Source organism: Microbacterium sp. CSI-V, assembly GCF_001984105.1.
Taxonomy (GTDB): Bacteria; Actinomycetota; Actinomycetes; order Actinomycetales; family Microbacteriaceae; genus Microbacterium.
In genome coordinates this window covers 688701-708011 of the sequence record NZ_MTQM01000008.1, presented here as the reverse complement: position 1 = coordinate 708011, position 19311 = coordinate 688701, and the positions used below count along the sequence as shown (strand labels likewise).

Sequence of the window (19311 nt, the reverse complement as noted above, 5' to 3'; positions counted from 1 at the left end):
TCTACCGAGGCCAGTGGTGAATCGCCTGGGCGGCTACACCGCCCGGGTGGTGCGGTCGCGCCGCGCCCCCACGACCCGGCAGACGAGGTAGATCACGAACGAGATCGTGGTGATGTACGGGCTCACCGGCAGGGTCCCCGCGACCGCGAGAAGCACGCCGCCCACGGCCGACACGAAGCCGAACAGCGCCGCCAGCAGCGGCACCGAGAGCGGACCGGATGCCACGCGCATCGCCGCCGCGGCCGGCGTCACCAGCAGCGCCATCACGAGCAGCGCGCCGATGATGTGCACGGCGACGGCGACGATGAGTCCGAGCAGCAGCATGAAGCCCAGCGACACCGCCGTCGTCGGCACACCGCGGGCGGCGGCGGACTGCGGATCGAGCGAGTCGAAGCGCAGCGGGCGCCAGATCATCAGCAGCGCGATGAGCACGATCAGCCCGATGACGACGAGCCAGCCGAGCTGGGCGCTCTGCACCGAGACGATCTGCCCGGTCAGCAGGCTGAACCGGGTGGCGCTCCGGCCGTTGTAGAGCGACAGGCACAGGATGCCGACACCCAGGCCGAAGGGCATCAGCACGCCGATGATCGAGTTGCGGTCGCGCGCACGGGCTCCGAGCAGACCGATGATCGCCGCCGCGATGAGCGACCCCACGATCGACCCCGACACGACGTCGACACCGATGAGGAGCGCCACCGCCGCCCCCGCGAACGACAGCTCGCTGATGCCGTGGACGGCGAACGCCATGTCGCGCTGCATGACGAAGACGCCGATGAGTCCGCCGACGAGCCCGAGCACCGCGCCCGCGTAGACGGAGTTCTGCACGAGCTCGAGGATCGCCCCGTACTGGCTCACGCCGCCGAACAGCGCGTCGCCCACGTCCGCCCAGTTCATGCGTCGTCCTCGTCGTGGTGGTGGTGGGCCTCGTCGGCGTCGGGCGCACCCACGACGACGAGTCGTCCGCCGGCGCGGGTCACGAAGACCGGTGCGCCGTAGAGGGCGCTGAGCGTCTCGGACGTCAGCACCTCATCGGGGGTGCCGAGCGTGAAACGGCCGTGGGCGATGTACAGGATGCGGTCCACGTTCGCCAGAACGGGATTGATGTCGTGGGTGATCAGCAGCACCGCGGCGTCGCGCTCGCGACGGTGGCGGTCGATGAGCCGCACCACCGCCTGCTGGTTCGCCAGGTCGAGGCTCGTCAGGGGCTCGTCGCACAGCAGCAGGCGGGGATCGTCGGCGAGCGCCTGCCCCACGCGGAGCCGCTGCTGCTCACCGCCGGAGAGCAACCCGACGGGGCGATCCGCGAACGCGTCGGCGCCCACCGCCGCGAGCAGTTCGTCGATGCGGGCACGATCCTTGCGGCGCGAGAACGGCAGCCCGAACCGGTGCCCGTCGACGCCCAGACCGACGATGTCGCGCCCGCGCAACGGCGTTTCGCGGGGCAGGGGCCGTTGCTGCGGCACGTAGCCGATCCGGCGGTTGCCCGCGCGGCGGACGGGCGCACCGAGCGCCTCGATCGTGCCGCCGCTCAGCCGCTCGAGGCCGAGGATGGCCCGGAGGAGCGTCGTCTTGCCCGAGCCGCTGGGACCCAGGACCGCAACGAGCTCGCCGGGCTCGACCTGAAGGTCGAGCCCGGACCACAGTTCGCGTCCGCCGCGTTCGAGCGCGGCGCCGCGGATGCGCAGGGGGACGGTGTCGCTCACGCCGCCAGGGCGTCCGACAGCGCGGCGATGTTGCTCTGCATCCACGAGAGGTAAGTCTGGCCCTCGGGAAGCGTCTCGGTGAACTCCAGCACCGGAATGTTCTTGGACTTCGCTTCGTCCATGACCTGCGTGGTCTCGGCACCGCCGGTCTGCGGGTTCACGATCATGACCTGGATCTGGCCCGAGTCGATCAGCTGGAGCGACTCCAGCAGCGTCGCGGGCGGGACGTCCTGACCCTCTTCGACGGACTCGCTGAACTGGTTCGGGGTCGCGTTGACGAGACCCGCGGCTTCGATGAGGTACACCGGCACGGGCTCGGTGACGAACACCTTCGCCCCGGCATCCTTCGCTTCGATCTGACCCAGCGAATCCTCGAGTCCGGCGATCTGCTGCACGAACGCGTCGGCGTTCGCGGTGAAGTCGGCGGCGTGCTCGGGGGCGAGCTCGCCGAGGTGCTCGGCGATCGCCTTCGCGAGGTCTTCGACGGTGTGCGGGTCGTACCAGACGTGCTCGTTGAAGCCCTCGATGTGGTCGTGTGCGTCGCCCTCGGCGTGGGTGTGGTCGTCAGCGCTCTCGCTGGGCGCGGCGCTGGCGTCGTCGTGCGACTCGGAACCCGGGTAGTCGTGGTTGTACTCGACGGCGGTGAGGACCTCGGCGGTCGAGCCGCTCGCCTCGACCAGGGACTCCATGAACGAGTCGTATCCGGCGCCGTTCTCGATGACGAGCTGCGCGCCCTTGAGCGTCAGCTGGTCCTGGGCGCTGGCCTCGCACTCGTGCGGGTCCTGCGTCGGCGAGGTGATGATCGACGTCACGTCGACGAAGTCGCCGCCGATGTCCTGCGCGATCGAGCCGTAGACATCCGTGGATGCCACGACGGCGACCTTGCCGTCCGCGCCCGGCGTCGACCCGGCCGAGGGCGACGTGCCGGCGCAACCGGCGAGGGCGAGCACGGAGGCCGCGCCGAGGACGAGGGGGGCGAGCAGGCGTCGGGTCATGGCATCCACTGTATCGGTAGTGATAACCGTTCTCAAACTCAGCAGAGTGGCCCGGACGTGGCCGCCAGGTCACGCATAAACGCTGTCCGCGCGCATAAACGCGCTGTCATCGCGTTTATGGACGCCGGAAGCGTTTATGCGGAGAACACCTCGCGGCCGAAAGCGCGCGATCCCGCGAACTCGTGCACGCCCGACGCCACCTCGAACCTTCGACCGTCCGGGAGGTCGACCACACCGGTGGCCCCCGTCGGCACGCGCACCTCGACCGTCAGCTCACCGTCGGCGAGGCGCCACGCGATCGCGGCGCGGCCGTACGGCGTCTCGTGCTCGGCCGACGCGTGGGTCAGCCCGCCACCCGGACGGGGCGCGAACAGGATGCGGCGATAGCCCGGCTCGAGGGGCGCGAGACCCCCGACGGTGCGGTGGATCCAGTCGGCCACCGCGCCGAGGGCGAAGTGGTTGAACGAGGTCATGCCGCCCGGGTTGACCGTGCCGTCGGGCAGCAGGCTGTCCCAGCGCTCCCACGTCGTCGTGCCGCCCGAGAGCACCGTGTACATCCACGACGGGCACTCCTTCTCGAGCAGCAGGTCGTACGCGGTGTCGACGTGCCCGGAGCGCGTGAGCGCATCGGTGATGAGCGGTGTCCCCGCGAATCCCGTCGCGATGCGGTTGCCGCCGGCGCGGACGAGCTCTGCCAAGCGGGCACCCCAGACGTCGCGTTCCGCCACGTCGCCGTACAGCTCGAACTCGATGGCCAGGGCGTACGCGGTCTGGGCATCGCTGGAGAGAAGTCCTGCCCCCGTCACGTACTCGCGACGGAAGGCCTCGCGCACCTCGTCCGCGAGCTTCGCGTAGGTCGCCGCATCCCCCGCACGGCCGAGGACCTCCGCCGTCTTCGCCAGGTGGCGGCTCGACCACGCGAAGTACGCCGTCGCGACGAGGTACCGATCGGTCGTGGCATCCGCGGGATCGTGCGGGGGAGCCGCCGGGTCGAGCCAGTCGCCGAGCTGGAAGCCGGTGTTCCACAGGCGCGACGGTCCGGCGAGCCGCGCTACGAGGTCGACCCACTTCCGCGCCGAGTCGTATTGGTCGCGCAGGATCCGTGAGTCGCCGAACTGCCGGTAGAGCGTCCACGGCGTCAGGACCGCGACATCGCCCCACGCGGCGCCCGGGCGGATGGGTGTCCACTCCTCGCCTCCCGGGATGACCGGCACGTACCAGGGGACAGTGCCGTCCGGCAGTTGCTCGACGGCGACGTCGCGCAGCCACGAGCGGAGCATGCCCGAACAGTCGTAGAGGAAGGATGCCGCGGGCGCGAACACCTGCAGATCGCCGGTCCAGCCGAGCCGCTCGTCGCGCTGCGGACAGTCGGTGGGGATGTCGACGAAGTTGTCGCGCATCGACCACCGCACGTTCTCGTGCAGGCGGTTCAGCAGCGGATCCGACGACGAGAACCAGCCGGTGCGCTCCATGTCGGTGTGGTACACCCGGGCCGTGATCGCGCCGGGGGCGATGGCGCCCGGCCAGCCCGTCACCTCGGCGTACCGGAACCCGTGGATCGTGAAACGCGGCTCCCACTCCAGCTCCCCACCGCGGTGGACGAGGACGTCGGTGGCTTCGGCCCCACGGAGGGGCCGGGTGTACAGCTCACCGTCCTGGAGCACCTCGGCATGGCGGAGGGTGATGACGCGTCCCGGCTCGGCATCCACCGACAACCGGAGGCGTCCCGAGATGTTCTGGCCGAAGTCGAGGATCCAGGCGCCGGTCGACGACCTTGTCACCTCGACCGGCGCGAGCTCCTCCGTGCATCGCACCGGCGGACCCTCCGGCGCCACGAGCGTCGCATGGTCGACCGGGAGGAGCCGCGCGGGCGTCCATGCCGGGTCCACCGCCGTCGCCCAGTCCGGGCGGTCCAGCCGCGCATCGAAGTGCTCGCCCTCGTACAGGCCGGTAGACACGATCGGGCTCGGAGCCGCCTCCCACTCGGCATCCGTCGCCACGGTCGAGCGCGTGCCGTCGACGTGCTCGATCTCGAGCTGGGCGATGAGGCCGATGTCGCTGCCGTACAGGTTCGGGTAGCCGCCGTGGAACCCCAGGCGCCCGCGGTACCAGCCGTCGGCGAGCCACGAGCCGATCGCGTTCGCGCCCGCACGGAGGTGATCGGTGACGTCGTACGTGTAGTACCGCAGCCGCTCGCCGTAGACCGTCCAGCCCGGCGACAGCGCGTCGTCGCCGACCCTGCGGCCGTTGATCTCGACCTCGTACAGCCCGTGCGCCGAGACGTACAGTCGCGCGCTGCGGACGTCCGAGGCGACCTCGAACGCGCGGCGCACACGGGGCGGATGCCGCAACTCCTCGGGTTCCTCGTCCCATGCGGGCCCGACGACGCCGGCGACCCAGTCCGTGGCATCCAGGAGTCCCGCTTCGACCCGCGACGCCGGCGACCACGCGGATGCCCCGTCGTCGCCGCCGATCACGCGCACGCGCACGGTGGCCGCCTCGCGCGAGGTCAGGGGCGCGAAGGGCCAGTCGACCAGCACGGACTCGGTGCTGCGCACGATCCCGGAGGTCTCGACGCCGTGATCTGTCGTGATCTCGAGTTCGTACCCGACCTGCCGCCACCCGGCGGGAGCGTCGGCCTTCCACGACAGGCGCGGGGCTGCGACGCCGATGCCGAGGGCGTCGCGGAGGTGTTCGAACGTGAGGGGGGATACGTCTACGGTCATGCGGTGGTCATCTCATCCTGCTGCGGGTGAACCATGGGCTTGAGGGCCGAGCGATCGCGCCCGGGGAGAAGGAGGGCGTCGTGCACGGCGCCGAGGGGGTGCACGCTCGTCACCAGGCGGCGGAGATCCACCCGTCCCGCGGCGGCGAGGGCGATGGCATCCGGGTACTGATTCGCGTACCGGAACGTGCCGGTCAGCGAGATCTCGCGCGACTGGAGCACGTCGAGCGGGAGCGTGACCTCGCCGTTCGCGGCCATCCCCACCAGCACGGCGCGGCCGGCCGGCTCCAGCGCGGCGACACCGGCACGGATCGCCGCGGCGGCACCCGAGCACTCGATGAGCACCGCGCGGTCGGCCGGCAGCGGCTCGGTGCGGGGGTCCATCGTCGTCGACGCCCCCAGGTCGGCCGCCACGGCGAGCCGCTCCTCGGAGACGTCGCTCACGCACACCTCGGCACCGGCGTCGCGGGCGACCTGCAGCACGAGCAGACCGACGGGTCCCGCCCCGCTCACGAGAACGCGGTCGCCGATGCCGACGCCGGCCTTCCGCACGGCCCACAGCGCCACCGCGAGCGGCTCGATGAGCGCCGCCTGGTCGTCGTCGAGCGCGTCGGGGACGTCGTGGGCGAAGTCGGACGCCAGCGCGACGTGGGTCGCGAAGGCCCCGTCGACGGGAGGGGTCGCGAAGAACCGCACGTGGGGACACAGGTTGTACCGCCCGGCCCGGCACTGCGTGCAGCGGCCGCACGGGACGCCCGGTTCGAGCGCGACACGTCGCCCCACGCGGGCGTCGGGGACATCGGCACCGACCGCGACGATGACCCCGGATGCCTCGTGCCCGAGCACGAGCGGAGCCTCGACGCGCGTGGACCCGATGCGCCCGTCGCGGTACCAATGCACGTCCGAGCCGCACACGCCCACGGCGCGGATCTCCACGAGCACCTCGTGCGGGGCGAGCGCCGGTACGGGCCGGGTCTCGACGACGGTCGTGTCGACCGTCGTCATCACGGCCGCGCGCAGGAACTCCGGTGCCGTCATCCCTTCACCGCGCCGCTGGCCAGACCCGCCATGATGCGCTGGTTGAGCACGAGGTAGATCGCCAGGATGCCGAAGACGTTGATGCAGATCGCCGCGAAGAGCGGGCCGTACTGGGTGGCACCGAACTGCCCCGTGAAGTTCAGCAGCCCCACCTGGACCGTCCGCAGCTGCGAGGAATTGGTGAAGGTCAGGGCGATGAGGAGGTCGTTCCAGAAGAAGAAGAACTGCACGAGCCCGACGGTCACGATCGAGTTGCGGGCCATCGGCAGCGCCACGGAGAAGAACGACCGGAAGATCGAGGCGCCGTCGAGCGTCGAGGCCTCGAACACCTCCCGAGGGATCGCGCGGAAGTACGTCGCCATCATGAACACGGTGAGGGGCAGACCCGTGGCCGTGTAGGTGATGATGAGCGGCCACAGCGACCCCGTGATGCCGGCCTGGAAGTACACCGAGAACAGCGGGAGCAGGATCATCTGGCCGGGCACCATGATGCCGGCGAGGAAGAGCAGCAGGATGCCGCCCCGCCCGCGGAACACCATCACCTCGAGCACGAAGCCGGCGGCGACGCCGAGCAGCAGCATCAGCGCCAGCGCGGGGAACACCGCGACGACGCTGTTGCCGAGGTACTGGCCGATGTTGCCGGTGACCCAGGCGTCGACGTAGTTCTGCAGGTTCAGCTCGCGCGGGAGCGCCCAGGTGGGGGCGTTGAGGAACTCATCCTGGCTCTTGAAGGAGTTCATGAGGAGCCAGAGCAGCGGGAGCACCTCGATCGCCACCAGCAGGACGATGAGGACGGTGCCGGGGATGCGGCGCACGGACCCGGCGCGCGAGGTCGGGCGGCGACGGGGGCGCAGCTGCTCGGAGGACGTCGGAAGGGTGGCGGTGGACATGGCGGATCAGCCCTTCGTGACGTCGCGGCGAGACGACCGGAAGATGAAGACGGTCACGATCAGGCACAGGATCGTCAGCAGCAGCGCGATCGAGGCGCCGTAGCCGTACTCGCCGTAGCTGAACGAGGTCTGGAACATGTAGAGGGTCAGCGGAGTGGTCGCCGTTCCCGGGCCTCCGTTGGTCAGGGCCACGATCGAGTCGAAGACCTTCAGCGTGCCGTTGATCGAGAAGATGATCGACGACAGCAGCACCGGCAGCGACAGCGGGAGCACGATGCTGCGCACCATGCGCCACCCGTTCGCGCCGTCCAGGCGTGCGGACTCCATGATGTCGTCGGGGATGTCGAGCAGGCCCGTGTAGAGAAGGACCGCGTAGAAGCCCATCGAGCGCCAGAGATCCATGATCACCAGGACGACGATCGCGCTGACCGGGCTGCCGAACCAGTCGACGGATGCCACCCCGAAGACGTTCAGCAGGGCGTTGACCGGGCCGGTCTGCGGCGCCACCTCGAACAGCTTCTGGAACATCAGGGCGACGGCCACGGTGGGGATGATGACCGGGAAGAACACGAGCGTGCGGACCACGCTGCCGCGGTTGCGGAGGACGAAGACGTAGAAGAGCGCGAGCAGGTACCCGAGCAGCACCTGCCCCGCGGTGATGATCACGGCGTAGAGCAGCGTGAAGCGCAGGGCCTCCGCGACGCGCGGGTCCGAGAACAGGCGGACGAGGTTGTCGGTGCCGACGAACTCGAATCCCGAGATCGCGTTGCCCTCGAAGAGCGTGTATCCGAGCGACCACACCACCGGGATGAGCATGACGAGGGTGTAGACGAGGAGCGCCGGTCCGAGCAGCAGCGCGATCGCGCGGCGGTCGCCGAGGACTTTGTTCATGGGGATTCCTTCGAAGGGGGTGAGGCGGGGGCGACGCTGGTCGCCCCCGCCTCGGAGGACACGTCAGCCCAGGTCGGCCTGCACCAGGCTCATGAAGTCCTGGGGAGAGGTCGCGCCGGTGAGCAGCTGCGCCGCGTTCTTCTGGCTCGTCTCGGTGGCCTTGGCACTGAAGAGCGCCTCGAACCAGAGCACCGACTCCTGGGTGGAGGAGATCTGGTCCTGGACCAGGGCGGTCAGGTCGTCGACCTGGACGTCGCCGTCGACCGTGAAGCCCGAGATCGTGTCGGCCTTCGACAGCGACTCGGCTCCGTAGTTGTTGGCGATGCAGGTGAGCCACTTGCCGGTGTTGTCGTTGTAGGCCTTGGCAGACAGCGCCATAGGCAGACCGACGTTGGCCGGCGTCTGGCTGGCGTCGCCCTTGCCGCCCGTGACGTTCGGGAAGGGCAGGAACCCGATGTTCTCCGACCCGATCTGGTTGGCCGTCTCGTCGGCGAAGTTCGCCAGCGCCCAGCTGCCCATGTAGAAGAAGGCGGCCTTGCCGGTGAGGAAGGTATTGAAGGCCGTGTCGTAGTCGATCGAGCCCACGCCCTGACCGAAGTAGCCGGCGGTGCCGAGGTCGGCGACGGCCTGGGCCGCGGCGACGTACTCAGGATCGGTGAGCTTGGCCTCGCCGTCGGCGACCTTCTGCAACGCGTCGGGGCCGAGGTCGCGGAAGATGTAGCCGCTGATGAGGCGCGTGATCGGCCAGCCCTGCTCACCCGAGGCGGAGAAGGGCTGGACGCCCGCGCCCTGGAGCTTCGCGGCGGCGGCGGTGAGCTGGTCCCACGTCTGCGGAACCTGGATGCCGTTGTCGCTGAGGAGCTTCTTGTTGTACCAGATGCCCTCGATGTTGTACTGGTACGGCAGGACGTTGAAGCCGCCGTACAGCTGCTCGATCGTGGAGATGGCGGCGGGCTGGATCTTGTCGATGACGCCGAGGTCGGTGAGGGTCTTCTTCAGGTCGAGGACCTGGCCGCCCTTGGCGAGTTCCTTGGTGAGGGCCGGAGCGTTGCCCGCCGCGTACTGCGTGGGCAGGGCGTTCTGGCCGGCGAGCAGCTGGAGCTTCTGGTCGAGCTGCGTCTGCGGGACCGTCTCGACCTCGAGCGGCTGCGCGTCGTTCTCGGCCTTGCACTGGTCGGCGCTCAGGCTCGTCAGGAGATCGGGGATCGTGGTGTTCTCCTGGTTCACCAGGAACGAGAACTTTGACCCGCCGGCGGCGTTCCCGCCGCCACCGGCGCAGGCGGTGAGGGCCAGGAGCGCGGCGGCACCTGTCGCGACGATGGCCACCGTCCGGCGAGACCGCGTGAATGCTGTGGACACTTTTCCTCCTCGAAAACGCGCTTCCGTCATTGAAGCGCTTCAAGAGGATTATCCAAGCCTTCCCGGGGCGAGTCAAGGATTTTTTGAAACGCTTCAGAGGCCAGGGTTTGCGGCCGCCTGACGACCGACCGTGCTCTCCCGGACCACGAGTTCGGGCTGGAGCACCGTCGTGGTGTGGACGTGGTCGGCCCCGTCCTCGATCTCGGCCATCAGCAGCCGAACGGCCTCGCGGCCCATGTCGAGACCCTGCATCTGAACCGATGTGAGCGGGATCATCCCGCCCCACGCGGCGGAGTTGTGATCGCACCCCATCACAGCCACATCCCCCGGCACCTCGATGCTGTGCGCGTTGAAGACCTGGATGATCGCCATCCCGAGAAGGTCGGTGACCGCGACGACCCCGTCGAGGCGCCCGGCGCGCACCTCCCCCGCGAGCTCCTCGCCGGCCCGCAGCCCGCCCGGCGGGTCGAGGTTCTCGGTCGGGACCTCCTGCAACGAGACCCGACCGCCTTCCTCCTCCACGGCGCGCCGCACGCCGCGGCGACGTAGCGCCACCGGCTGAAGGTAGTCACGGCCGCCGACGAAGGCCAGACGCGTGCGCCCCCGGTCGATGAGGTGGCGCGCGGCGATGTAGCCGACCTCCTCGTTGTCGATCAGCACCTGGCAGCAGTCGGCCCTACCCGAGTCGTAGTTGAGGACGACGGTCGGGCGACCGTGGCTCCGGATCCGTGCGACGTCGTCGCCGGCATCCTCCATCGGAGCCAGCAGGATGCCGCTCACGCGCGCCTCGTCGAAGAAGTCGAGGTCGGCGCGCTGCTGATCCGCGCGATTGTCGCTGTTGGCGACGAGGACGTTCATCCCCAGTTCGGCCGCGAACCTCTGGGCACCGCGCGCGATGTCGACGAAGAGCGAGTTGCTGATGTCGATCACGACCAGGCCGATGCTGCTCGAACGCCCCGCTGCGAGCTGCTGGGCATTGGAGTTGCGGACGAAACCGAGCTCGGCGATCGCCCCCTGCACCTTGGCGAGCGTGGCCGGCGAGACCTTCGCGGGGTGATTCAGCACGTTCGAGACCGTGCCCAGGGCCACCCCCGCGACGCGTGCGACGTCCGCCATGCTCGGCGTGCGCATCCCATTCGACACCCGCGCCCCCTTCGTCCGCCTCGACCGTCTGCTTCGGATGCTAGCCGATCCCGACAGCGTGTTGATGCGTTTCAATATCCGTCCGGCGGGCGGCTCGCCGACCTTCGCCCCGAGCGGGACGGATAGCCTGGAATCGATGCCACGGGACGAGAACGCGCGAAGAAGACTGTCCCGAAGCACCCCGAACGGCGCCGTGGTCGCCGTTCTCGCCCTCGCCGGTCTGTGCTCGTCGTTCCTGTTCACCCTCGTGGTGCCCATCCAGGCGAGGCTGCCGGAGCTGTTGAACGCGTCCCGCGACGACACCGCGTGGGTCGTGACCTCCACGCTGCTCGCCGCCGCCGTCATCACCCCGATCGCAGGACGCCTCGGCGACATGTACGGCAAGCGACGGATCGTCCTCGTGCTCCTGGTGGTGATGATCGCCGGGTCGGTGATCGCGGCCCTCTCCCCGGGCATCGTCGGGTTGATCGTGGGGCGCGCCCTGCAGGGTGCGGTGGTCGGCGTCGTCCCCCTGGGCATCTCGATCATGCGCGACGTCCTCCACGAGAACCGGGTCGACAGCGCGGTGGCGCTCATGAGCGCCACCCTCGGCGTCGGCGGAGCCGTCGGCCTCCCCATCAGCGCCCTCGTCGCGGAGCGCACGGACTGGCACTGGTTGTTCTGGATCGCCGCCGCCCTCGGTGCCGTCGTGTTCCTCCTGGTGCTGTGGATCGTGCCGGTGAGCGTGCTCCGCACCGCCGGCCGCTTCGACTACGTGGGTGCGGCAGGACTCGCGGTGGGCCTCATCGGCGTGCTCCTCGCGGTGTCGCGCGGCAACTCCTGGGGGTGGACGTCGCCGCTCACGCTCGGCCTGGCCGTCGGCGGCATCCTGGTCCTGCTCGTGTGGGGCTGGTACGAGCTCCGCATCGACGAGCCGCTCCTCGACCTGCGCGTCGCCGCCCGGCGTCCCGTGCTGCTGACCAACCTCGCGTCGATCGCGATGGGCTTCGCGCTGTTCACCTCGAACGTCTCGCACCCGCAGATCCTCGAGCTCCCGACCGCCACCGGAGTCGGTCTCGGCCTGTCGCTGTTGGCCGCGAGCCTCGTCGTGATGCCGTCGGGTCTGGTGATGATGGTGCTCTCGCCGATCTCGGGCACCCTCGCGCGGACCATCGGCCCGCGCGTCCTCCTGGTCGCCGGCTCGGTGTCGCTCATCGTCGCCTACGGCTTCAGCCTGATGTTCTCGACCGAGGTGTGGCACTTCGTCGTGGCGAACATCCTGATCGGCTTCGGAATCGGGTTCGGCTACGCCGCCATGCCCATGCTCATCATGCGCTCGGTCCCGCCCAGCGAGACGGGCGCCTCGAACGGTCTGAACGCCCTCGCGCGCTCCCTGGGCACGAGCACGTCGGCCGCCGTGGTCGGCGTCGTCCTGGCCACGCTCTCGACCGGCGAAGGCGAGACCCGCGTGCCGACGGCACAGGCCTTCGACGTCTCGTTCGCCCTCGGTCTCGGCGCGGCGATCGTCGCCCTCGTCCTGGCGCTCCTCATTCCGACGCGACCGGCGCCGCGCGAGCGGCATCCGGCGCTGCCGGAGTAGCGCGGGGCCGAACCGACCCGCGCAGACGACAGCGGCGCCACCCCGAAGGGTGACGCCGCTGGAATCGCTGCGGATCAGCGCAGGATGCCGCCGAGGTCGAGCGCGCCGTCGACCACGTCGTCCACACCGGAGGTGACGTCGCCGACGACGTCCTCCACGGAGCCGGAGATGTCGCCGACCGAGGCGCCGTTGTCGCCCGTCGAGACGCCTGCGTCGCCGGTGGAGACGCCCGTGTCGTTACCCGAGCCGACGGGAGCGTCGATCGGAGCGGTCACGTCGTTGCCCGAGCCCACCTCGTTGCCGGAGCCGAGGTCGTTGCCCGAGCCGATCGGCGCGGTGGTGTCGTTGCCCGACCCGATGGGGGCCGTCGTGTCGTTGCCCGACACGACCGGGGTCTGGTTGCCCGACGCGACATCGCCGTTGAGCGAGTCGCTGACGAGCGGTCCCTGCACGAGGGGTCCGATGTTCGCGATGTCGCCCACCGCGGTCTGCGGGCTGGCGGTGAAGTCACCGCTGTCGATGAGGTCGCTGACCCACGTGTAGAACGGGTCGGACGCATCCACGAACTGCGTCGCGGTGGTCGAGGCATCCGTCGAGGTGACGTTGTCATCGGCCGAGGCCGGCAGTGCCAGTCCGGCGACGGCGAGAGCCGCAGCTCCGGTGCCGGCCGCAGCGATCATGCCGATTCGGGTCTTCGTGTTGTACGTACGCATCAGGTTTCCCTTTCCGTTTCCGTCTACGGCGCTTCCGCCGCATGTGGGGTGATCCGAAGAGCACGCGGAATCGGATGGGTGGGAAACGGGAGGGATGCCGATCTGCGGCGTTTCTGGAGCGGCGCGATCCGCGTCAGGACGGCGATCGCGGGAAACCCTGGCAGAAGCCTGGCAATGCCCGATCCGGGCTGCATGCGCAGGCTTTCAGGGAAAGGCCGGTCATCGACCTCGTGGCCGTGAGCGTCTCGACGACACGCCGGATACGTCGCCACCGTCGACCGCTATTTCGTGGAGGCCTCTGGGATTGCTCGCCGCGCTGCCGCACTGCTCCAGGCCGCGCCAGAAAGAAGGACGAACGCGAGAACGATGACGACGAAAGGTTCGTTCACGAACCCGAGGACCGCCAGGACCGTGCCGCCCACGATTGCGATGCCACCGGTCAACGTCATCGGAAGAATCGCGGCCCGGTGCCCCTCCCGCCAAGCGGTGTCACTCGCGAGCGTGGCTCGCGTGCGTACCCCGACGATGCGGTTGCGCGGAATCTTCCCGACCGCGGGAAGTACGGTCCCCGCGATGGCGAGTACTGCGACAGCTATCTCGATGTAAATCATGCGGTGACCTCCTCGGCCTTCGCGGGCGTGGATGGGGATGCACGCTGGAACTGTAAGAAGAACACGTTGGCCTTCTGCAGCCAACCCCGCAGCGCCGACCCCTCGGACCATTGCGGGACGGCGAGATTCCGACACAGCCGACGCCAGGCGAGCGGCATCCGGCGCTGCCGGAGTGACGCAATAGGCATCGCGTCGAAGCATCGGCGGTGCGCCGCGCGCGGGCCGGTGCCATCATCGGCACATGTCGGCGATCGAGGGTGCCACGCCCCCGCCACGTCGGCCGGGGGTGCCACCCTGGGGCGATCAGTGGGGCGTTCTGACCCTCGTGAACTTCTTCGCGGGTGGCGCGGCACTTTGGGCAACGGCCGCGGCGTGCCTCGTCGCCATGTCCACCGAGTACGACGGGATCGTGACGATCATCGCCATCATCGTGGTCCCGCTCCTCGTCGCCGTGCCGTCGGCGCTGGTCGCCCTCGTGGTCGGCCTGCCCGTTCGGCTGATTCCCGTTGCCCGCCGGTGGTGGCTGGCCCACGGAGAAGTCACGCCGATCGGGGCGGCCACAGGGTTCGTAGTCCTATTCGTCGGAGTCTGGGTCATCACCGCTTCGGGATCGCAGCCATCGTCCCCCGGCTTGCCGATCCTGCTGGTCGGCTGGGGCATCTTCTGCCTCAGCGCGATCAACTTCGTCTGGCCGCAGCGCTGGCGACGGGCGGCCGAGTTCCCTGTCCCGGACGCTCCTCCGCCCGTGACACCGCGCCCCTGAGCGTTGTCCCGACGGACGCGATCCGCGTCACGACGGCGATCGCGGGAAACCCTGGCAGAAGCCTGGCAATGCCCGATCCGGCGCCGTCTCCGCCGCTCTCGCGCGGGTCGCCGCCGGCCGTGGCAGCGGTGCCCGGCCGCCCCTCCCCAGGGGGGAGGAGCGGCCGGTCCGCTCATTTCCCGATCACTGCTTCACCAGCACCCCGCCGTCGACCCATGCCGTCGCGGAACCGCTGTTCTTGTAGAAGTACAGCAACGCAGAGGTCGCCGACGCGCCGGTGGTGAAGGTCACCGACGCCTGCTTCCAGTGCGAGCTCGTCACCGGCGTCGAGATCTCAGTGCCACCGAAGTTCTTCGCTCCGAGGTACACCGGCTCACCGGCCGACGACTTCGCGAAGCCGGTGAAGGTGTACGTGGTGTTCGGGGTGAGGCCCGAGACCACCTGGTACACGCCCTTGCCCGCGCCGGTGAACGTCGCCGCATAGCGCCCGTCGTACGGATTGGTGGCGACGACCGAAGCCGCACCCTCCACCGACCACGAGGTGAGGTCGCCGCTCTCGAAACCCGGGTTCAGGATGCCGGCGTTGGTCAGCTCCAGCTCCGACAGTTGCAGGCGGTACACCTGCGACGCCCCTTCCGTGATCGGCTGGCCCTGTTTCGTCGCGGTCAGCCGCACATAGCGGTAGGAGGCGGCGCCGGTGGAGAACACCTGCGGCCCCACGACCTTCTGACCCGACTTGTAGCCCGTCTTGGTCACCAACGAAGTCCAGGTGGAACCGTCGTTCGACCCCGCGAGCACGAAGTCGACCGGGAACCCGGCACCGTCGGCATCCTGGTCGTCCCGCGGCCACAGGGTGGCAGTGTCGAACGACTTCGCGCTGCCGAGATCGAGCTGCACCCACTGCGTGGCGGAGGCCGTCGCTGTCGCATCCGAGGTGAAGCCCTGCGAGATGCCGCCGGTGTCGGACGAGTCGTACGTGTGGCGACGGCCGTCGACGAGCTTCGCCCCGCCCCAGCCGCCACCGGTGTAGCTCGAGGAGGCGGTCACCGTGCTCGCGCGCGCAACATTCGTCGCCGACGTGGGAGTGGTCACGGCCACGGCGCCGGTGGACTGCGTCGACGGGGCCAGGACGAACAGCGACACGGACTTCGCGGGCAGGCTCACCTGCGACGACCACGTCGATGCCGGTGCCGCCACGTTCACGCTGGAGGGACGCAGCAGCTCGTTGGGCCCAGTCGTGCGGTTGCGCGTCCCCGCGGACCAATCCGCGTAGTAGTTGCCGGCCGTGGAGTTGACGTCGTACCGGGTCACCGAGAAGTTGGACGACCCGAACGGCAGAGAACTCGCCGAGAGCGAGACCGTGGAGGCATCCGTGCCGTCGTTCCAGGCGAGGAACGCCGTGGTCTTGCTCCCGGTGTCACCGGTGGCGATCGCCCCGACGGAGCGATCGGTCGGGGCACCCGACGTCGTCGAGGTCAGCACCGTCGAGGGCATCAGGTCGAACATCTCGAAGACGTTTCCGACAGCCTTGCGGTGTCCCTCCACGGTGAGCAGGCCCAGGTCGGTGGAGAAGTCCGCCGTCGGGTTCCATCCCTCGACGGGGCTGAAGAAGAACACCCCGTTCAGCGTCGGCTGGAGCAGCGCCGAGGTCAGACGGCGCGCCGCATACGAGGCGAGGACGTTCGTGTCGGCGTCACCACCCGGAGTGGAACCGAAAGCAGCCGTGGTGTGCCACTCGGTGACGTACTGCTTCTTCGCCGGAATGTTCCGCGACGACAGCATGCCCGCCACGGTCGCCGACTTCGAGAAGTCGTTGCCGCCGTAGTCATGCCAGCTGACGAAGTCGAACGGTACCGTCGGGTGCGCGGCGATGTAGTCCAGGAACGTCCCCATGATGGGCGCCTGGATGTTGTAGACCGCGGGCCCGCCGATCTGCGCGGTCGAATCGGCGCTCTTGACCGCGCTCGCCGACGCCGCGTACAGGTCGTTGAACGCCGAAGTGCCCGACTTCCAGAAGTCGAAGTCGGGCTCGTTCCACACCTCCCAGTTCAGGCCGGTGTGTCCGAGGTCGGCGTAGTGCTTCACGGTCGTCGAGACGACCGTGGACCAGTCGGTGAGGCTGGAGGGCGCGGTGAACTTGTCCTTCGCCAAGGCCCCGGGCATGTAGCTCAAGGTGAACCACGGCACCATGCCCTGATCGAAGAGCGGAAGGACGACCGAGTCGAGTTTGGTGAAGTCGAAGGTGAGCGCCCCGGACGCGTTCCGCGAGACGAGCCCGTAGAAGTCGTCGTCGAAGATGTGGTCGATGCGGACCGAGCGAACGCCGGTGGAGTTCACCTCACCCAGCGTCTCGGGCAGGAGGTGGAGGTTCTTCGTCACGGCATAACCGCCCTGCGAACCGTTGAGCAGCCGGCTGTCGTCGAGCTGGAGCCCCGAATCCGTGCCGTAAGTCGCGCTGAACGTCACCGAGCTGGCGGCGACCGCGGGAGGCGCCGACGCCCCCGCTAGCAGAAGGGCGCCGATCATGGCACCGACGGTCGCGTTTCTCTTGATGGACACTTCTCTCCTCTTCTTTGAGAATCCGACGGCGCACCCGCCGTCGGCGAATGGCAGGCCGACCGCCGTCACGGTCGGCCTGCCGGTCGATCACACGGAAACGGCTGTTGCCACCTCCGCGGAGAATTGGTGGACGCCGGGGCCCACTTCTTCGTCCACGTCGCCCAGTCGGATCTCGGCGACGACACCCTCGGGGATGGTGGCTTCGACCTGCACCCGCGAGCCGTCTCGGCGCCACGACACCGCGATGGCTCCGTGGCGGCTGTCGAATGACGTCTGCGCGTGATCGACACCGTCGATCGGCCGAGGGGCGATCCGCACTCGCGAGTACCCCGGCTCGAGGGGGGTGAGCCCGCCGAGCTCGCGGTGCATCCAGTCCGCGACAGCGCCCAGCGCGTAGTGGTTGAACGAGGTCATCTCGCCCGGGTTGATGGTGCCGTCGGGCAGCATCGAATCCCAGCGCTCCCAGATCGTCGTCGCGCCCATGGTCACCGGGTAGAGCCACGAGGGGCACTCCCGCTGGAGAAGGAGGCGACCAGCGACGTCGAGGTGTCCCGTGCCGCTCAGGGCGTCCAGGATGTAGGGCGTCCCGGCGAAGCCGGTCGAGATGCGGTACCCGGATGCCACGACCAGCTCTGCGAGATTCGCGCCCGCCCATACTCGGTCGTCGTCATCGAGCAGACCGAAGACGATCGCGAGCGCGTACGACGTCTCGCAGTGGTTGCGGAGGCGCCGCGCACCCGCGTCGACGTACGCGCCACGGAAGGCCTCCCGCGTGCGGGAGCGCAGCTGCTCGAGTTCGTCGAGCACGTCGTCCCGGCCGAGGACGCGCGCGATGCGTGCGGTCAGATCCGCCGACCGGTACAGGCACGCCGTGGCGACCAGACTGCGATCGGCCTTGGCATCCGCCGGATCGTGCGGCGGCGCGTCGGGGTCGAGCCAGTCGCCGAACTGGAACCCCTGGTCCCACAGCCCGGACGGCGAGACGAGCGATTCGACGTGCCGGAGGTGCGAGAGCATCGCGCCGAAGTTCTCGGCGAGCACGCGGTCGTTCCCTGATGCCATCCACACCGCCCAGGGAACCCACACGAGGGCGTCGCTCCAGACGGCCGTGGAGTCGACGGGCGTGATGTCCTCCGGCACCCCGACGTACTTCAGGACATCGGGCACCACGTACGGCACTACACCGCCCTGGTGCTCCTGCTCGACGACGACGTCGCGCAGCCAATCGCGGAGGAAGTCCTCGACGTCGAAGAGGTAGGCGCTCGTGGCCGCGAAGACGGCGATGTCGCCGGTCCAGCCCAGGCGCTCGTCGCGCTGCGGGCAGTCCGTGGGCAGGTCGACGAAATTGCCGAGGGTGCTGTTCACGACGTTCTGGTGCAGGCGGTCCAGCAGCGGTTCCGAGCTCGAGAACGTCCCGGTGCGACGCAGACGCGACCCGATCCGCACGGCTTCGAGTCCGCCTCGGCGGACGGCCTCCAGGCCGCCCGGCCACCCGTCGACCTCGATGTATCGGAATCCGTGGAAGGTGAACCGCGGCTCGAACACGTCGTCGTCACCGGACAGGATGAACCGGTCGGTGGCGCGAGCCGAGCGCAGGGGCCGGACGCCGATCTCGCCGTTCTCCAGGACCTCGGCGTGACGCAGCGTCACGACGGCGCCCGACCCACCCGACACCTTCGCCCGCGCCCAGCCGACGATGTTCTCTCCGAAGTCGACGATGACCGTGCCCGAGGGCGACGCCCAGGCATCACGCACCGGGAGCGTCTCCAGCGGGACGACCGGAGGACCGACGTACGCCTCGAAGCGCTCGTTCGGCTCCTTGAGGACGCGCACAGCGGACTCGCTCGGCGTCTGTCCGCGTCTGCGGGCGTCGATGGTCTGTCCGTGGTAGATGTCGTCGTGCACCGTATCGCTGACACGAGCCAGCCAGGTCTCGTCCGTGCCCCACAGCTGGACGTGGCCGTCCTCGAATTCGATCCGAACCTCGGCGATGGCGGCCAGGGCGTCACCGTAGACGGCCGTGGCGCCCATCCAGGTCAGGTTTCCCCGGTACCAGCCGTTGCCGAGCGTGAGTTCGAGGGTGGACTCCTGCTCGACGAGCGAGGTCACGTCGGTCTCCGCGACACGGATGCGCCACTCGTAGCTCGACCACCCCGGGGTGAGGAGCTCGTCCGACACCCGGGACCCATTCAGCACCGCCTCGACGATTCCGAGGGCGGAGTAGCGGAGCGTAGCCTCGGCGACACGACCGTGACCTTCGTCGAGGGCGAATCGACCGACGAGGGTGGGGGCGCCGTCGACGGGTGCGGTCGGCGCGATCAGACGAGAGATCGTGAACATGG

The 19311-nt window shown here is 69.3% G+C and carries 15 protein-coding genes; 2 read left to right on the top strand and 13 right to left on the bottom strand.

The window, feature by feature from the left end:
- Window positions 1-33: 33 nt before the first annotated feature.
- The 9 genes from CSIV_RS09795 to CSIV_RS09755 form a co-directional block, all read right to left on the bottom strand.
- Window positions 34-894: a metal ABC transporter permease gene (locus CSIV_RS09795; RefSeq protein WP_077051175.1), complete on the bottom strand. Its 861-nt coding sequence runs from the start codon at window positions 892-894 to the stop codon at window positions 34-36.
- The gene (locus CSIV_RS09790) at window positions 891-1703 is read right to left on the bottom strand and encodes a metal ABC transporter ATP-binding protein (protein WP_077051174.1); all 813 of its coding nucleotides are present in this window, start codon (window positions 1701-1703) and stop codon (window positions 891-893) included. Before CSIV_RS09790 ends, CSIV_RS09795 begins: the two co-directional genes overlap by 4 nt.
- The gene (locus CSIV_RS09785) at window positions 1700-2698 is read right to left on the bottom strand and encodes a metal ABC transporter solute-binding protein, Zn/Mn family (protein ID WP_077051173.1); all 999 of its coding nucleotides are present in this window, start codon (window positions 2696-2698) and stop codon (window positions 1700-1702) included. The genes CSIV_RS09790 and CSIV_RS09785 overlap by 4 nt, the downstream gene beginning before the upstream one ends.
- A gap of 134 nt (window positions 2699-2832) precedes the next feature.
- Window positions 2833-5424, bottom strand: a complete 2592-nt coding sequence (locus CSIV_RS09780) for a glycoside hydrolase family 78 protein (protein ID WP_077051172.1) — start codon at window positions 5422-5424, stop codon at window positions 2833-2835.
- The gene (locus CSIV_RS09775; protein ID WP_077051171.1) at window positions 5421-6461 is read right to left on the bottom strand and encodes an NAD(P)-dependent alcohol dehydrogenase; all 1041 of its coding nucleotides are present in this window, start codon (window positions 6459-6461) and stop codon (window positions 5421-5423) included. Before CSIV_RS09775 ends, CSIV_RS09780 begins: the two co-directional genes overlap by 4 nt.
- Entirely contained in the window at window positions 6458-7351 is an 894-nt protein-coding gene (locus CSIV_RS09770) for a carbohydrate ABC transporter permease (protein ID WP_077051170.1), read from the bottom strand. Before CSIV_RS09770 ends, CSIV_RS09775 begins: the two co-directional genes overlap by 4 nt.
- A 6-nt stretch (window positions 7352-7357) precedes the next feature.
- Window positions 7358-8242, bottom strand: coding sequence for a carbohydrate ABC transporter permease (locus CSIV_RS09765; protein ID WP_077051169.1), 885 nt, complete (start codon window positions 8240-8242; stop codon window positions 7358-7360).
- Window positions 8243-8305: 63 nt separating this feature from the next.
- Window positions 8306-9601, bottom strand: coding sequence for an ABC transporter substrate-binding protein (locus tag CSIV_RS09760; RefSeq protein WP_238592362.1), 1296 nt, complete (start codon window positions 9599-9601; stop codon window positions 8306-8308).
- A 93-nt stretch (window positions 9602-9694) separates the two neighbouring features.
- Window positions 9695-10717: a LacI family DNA-binding transcriptional regulator gene (locus tag CSIV_RS09755; RefSeq protein WP_077051167.1), complete on the bottom strand. Its 1023-nt coding sequence runs from the start codon at window positions 10715-10717 to the stop codon at window positions 9695-9697.
- 163 nt (window positions 10718-10880) lie between these two features.
- Here CSIV_RS09755 and CSIV_RS09750 point away from each other — a divergent pair, with 163 nt between their 5' ends.
- A complete protein-coding gene (locus CSIV_RS09750) occupies window positions 10881-12323 on the top strand; it encodes an MFS transporter (protein ID WP_077051407.1) in 1443 nt (480 codons plus the stop codon).
- 74 nt (window positions 12324-12397) lie between these two features.
- On the opposite strand, the gene CSIV_RS09745 is transcribed toward CSIV_RS09750, so the two are convergent.
- On the bottom strand, window positions 12398-13036 hold the full coding sequence (locus CSIV_RS09745; protein ID WP_077051166.1) for a hypothetical protein: 639 nt from the start codon (window positions 13034-13036) through the stop codon (window positions 12398-12400).
- A 281-nt stretch (window positions 13037-13317) separates the two neighbouring features.
- On the bottom strand, window positions 13318-13647 hold the full coding sequence (locus tag CSIV_RS18385; protein ID WP_077051165.1) for an SdpI family protein: 330 nt from the start codon (window positions 13645-13647) through the stop codon (window positions 13318-13320).
- Between the two features lie 241 nt (window positions 13648-13888).
- On the opposite strand from CSIV_RS18385, the gene CSIV_RS09735 reads away from it, so the two are divergent.
- Complete coding sequence (locus CSIV_RS09735) at window positions 13889-14410, top strand: hypothetical protein (protein WP_139340665.1); 522 nt, start codon at window positions 13889-13891, stop codon at window positions 14408-14410.
- Window positions 14411-14593: 183 nt separating this feature from the next.
- Here the strand turns inward: CSIV_RS09735 and CSIV_RS09730 are convergent, their stop codons facing one another.
- Both CSIV_RS09730 and CSIV_RS09725 read right to left on the bottom strand, forming a co-directional pair.
- Window positions 14594-16969, bottom strand: coding sequence for a GH39 family glycosyl hydrolase (locus tag CSIV_RS09730; RefSeq protein WP_077051163.1), 2376 nt, complete (start codon window positions 16967-16969; stop codon window positions 14594-14596).
- 87 nt (window positions 16970-17056) lie between these two features.
- Window positions 17057-19309, bottom strand: a complete 2253-nt coding sequence (locus CSIV_RS09725) for an alpha-L-rhamnosidase (RefSeq protein WP_077051162.1) — start codon at window positions 19307-19309, stop codon at window positions 17057-17059.
- Window positions 19310-19311 lie beyond the last annotated feature (2 nt).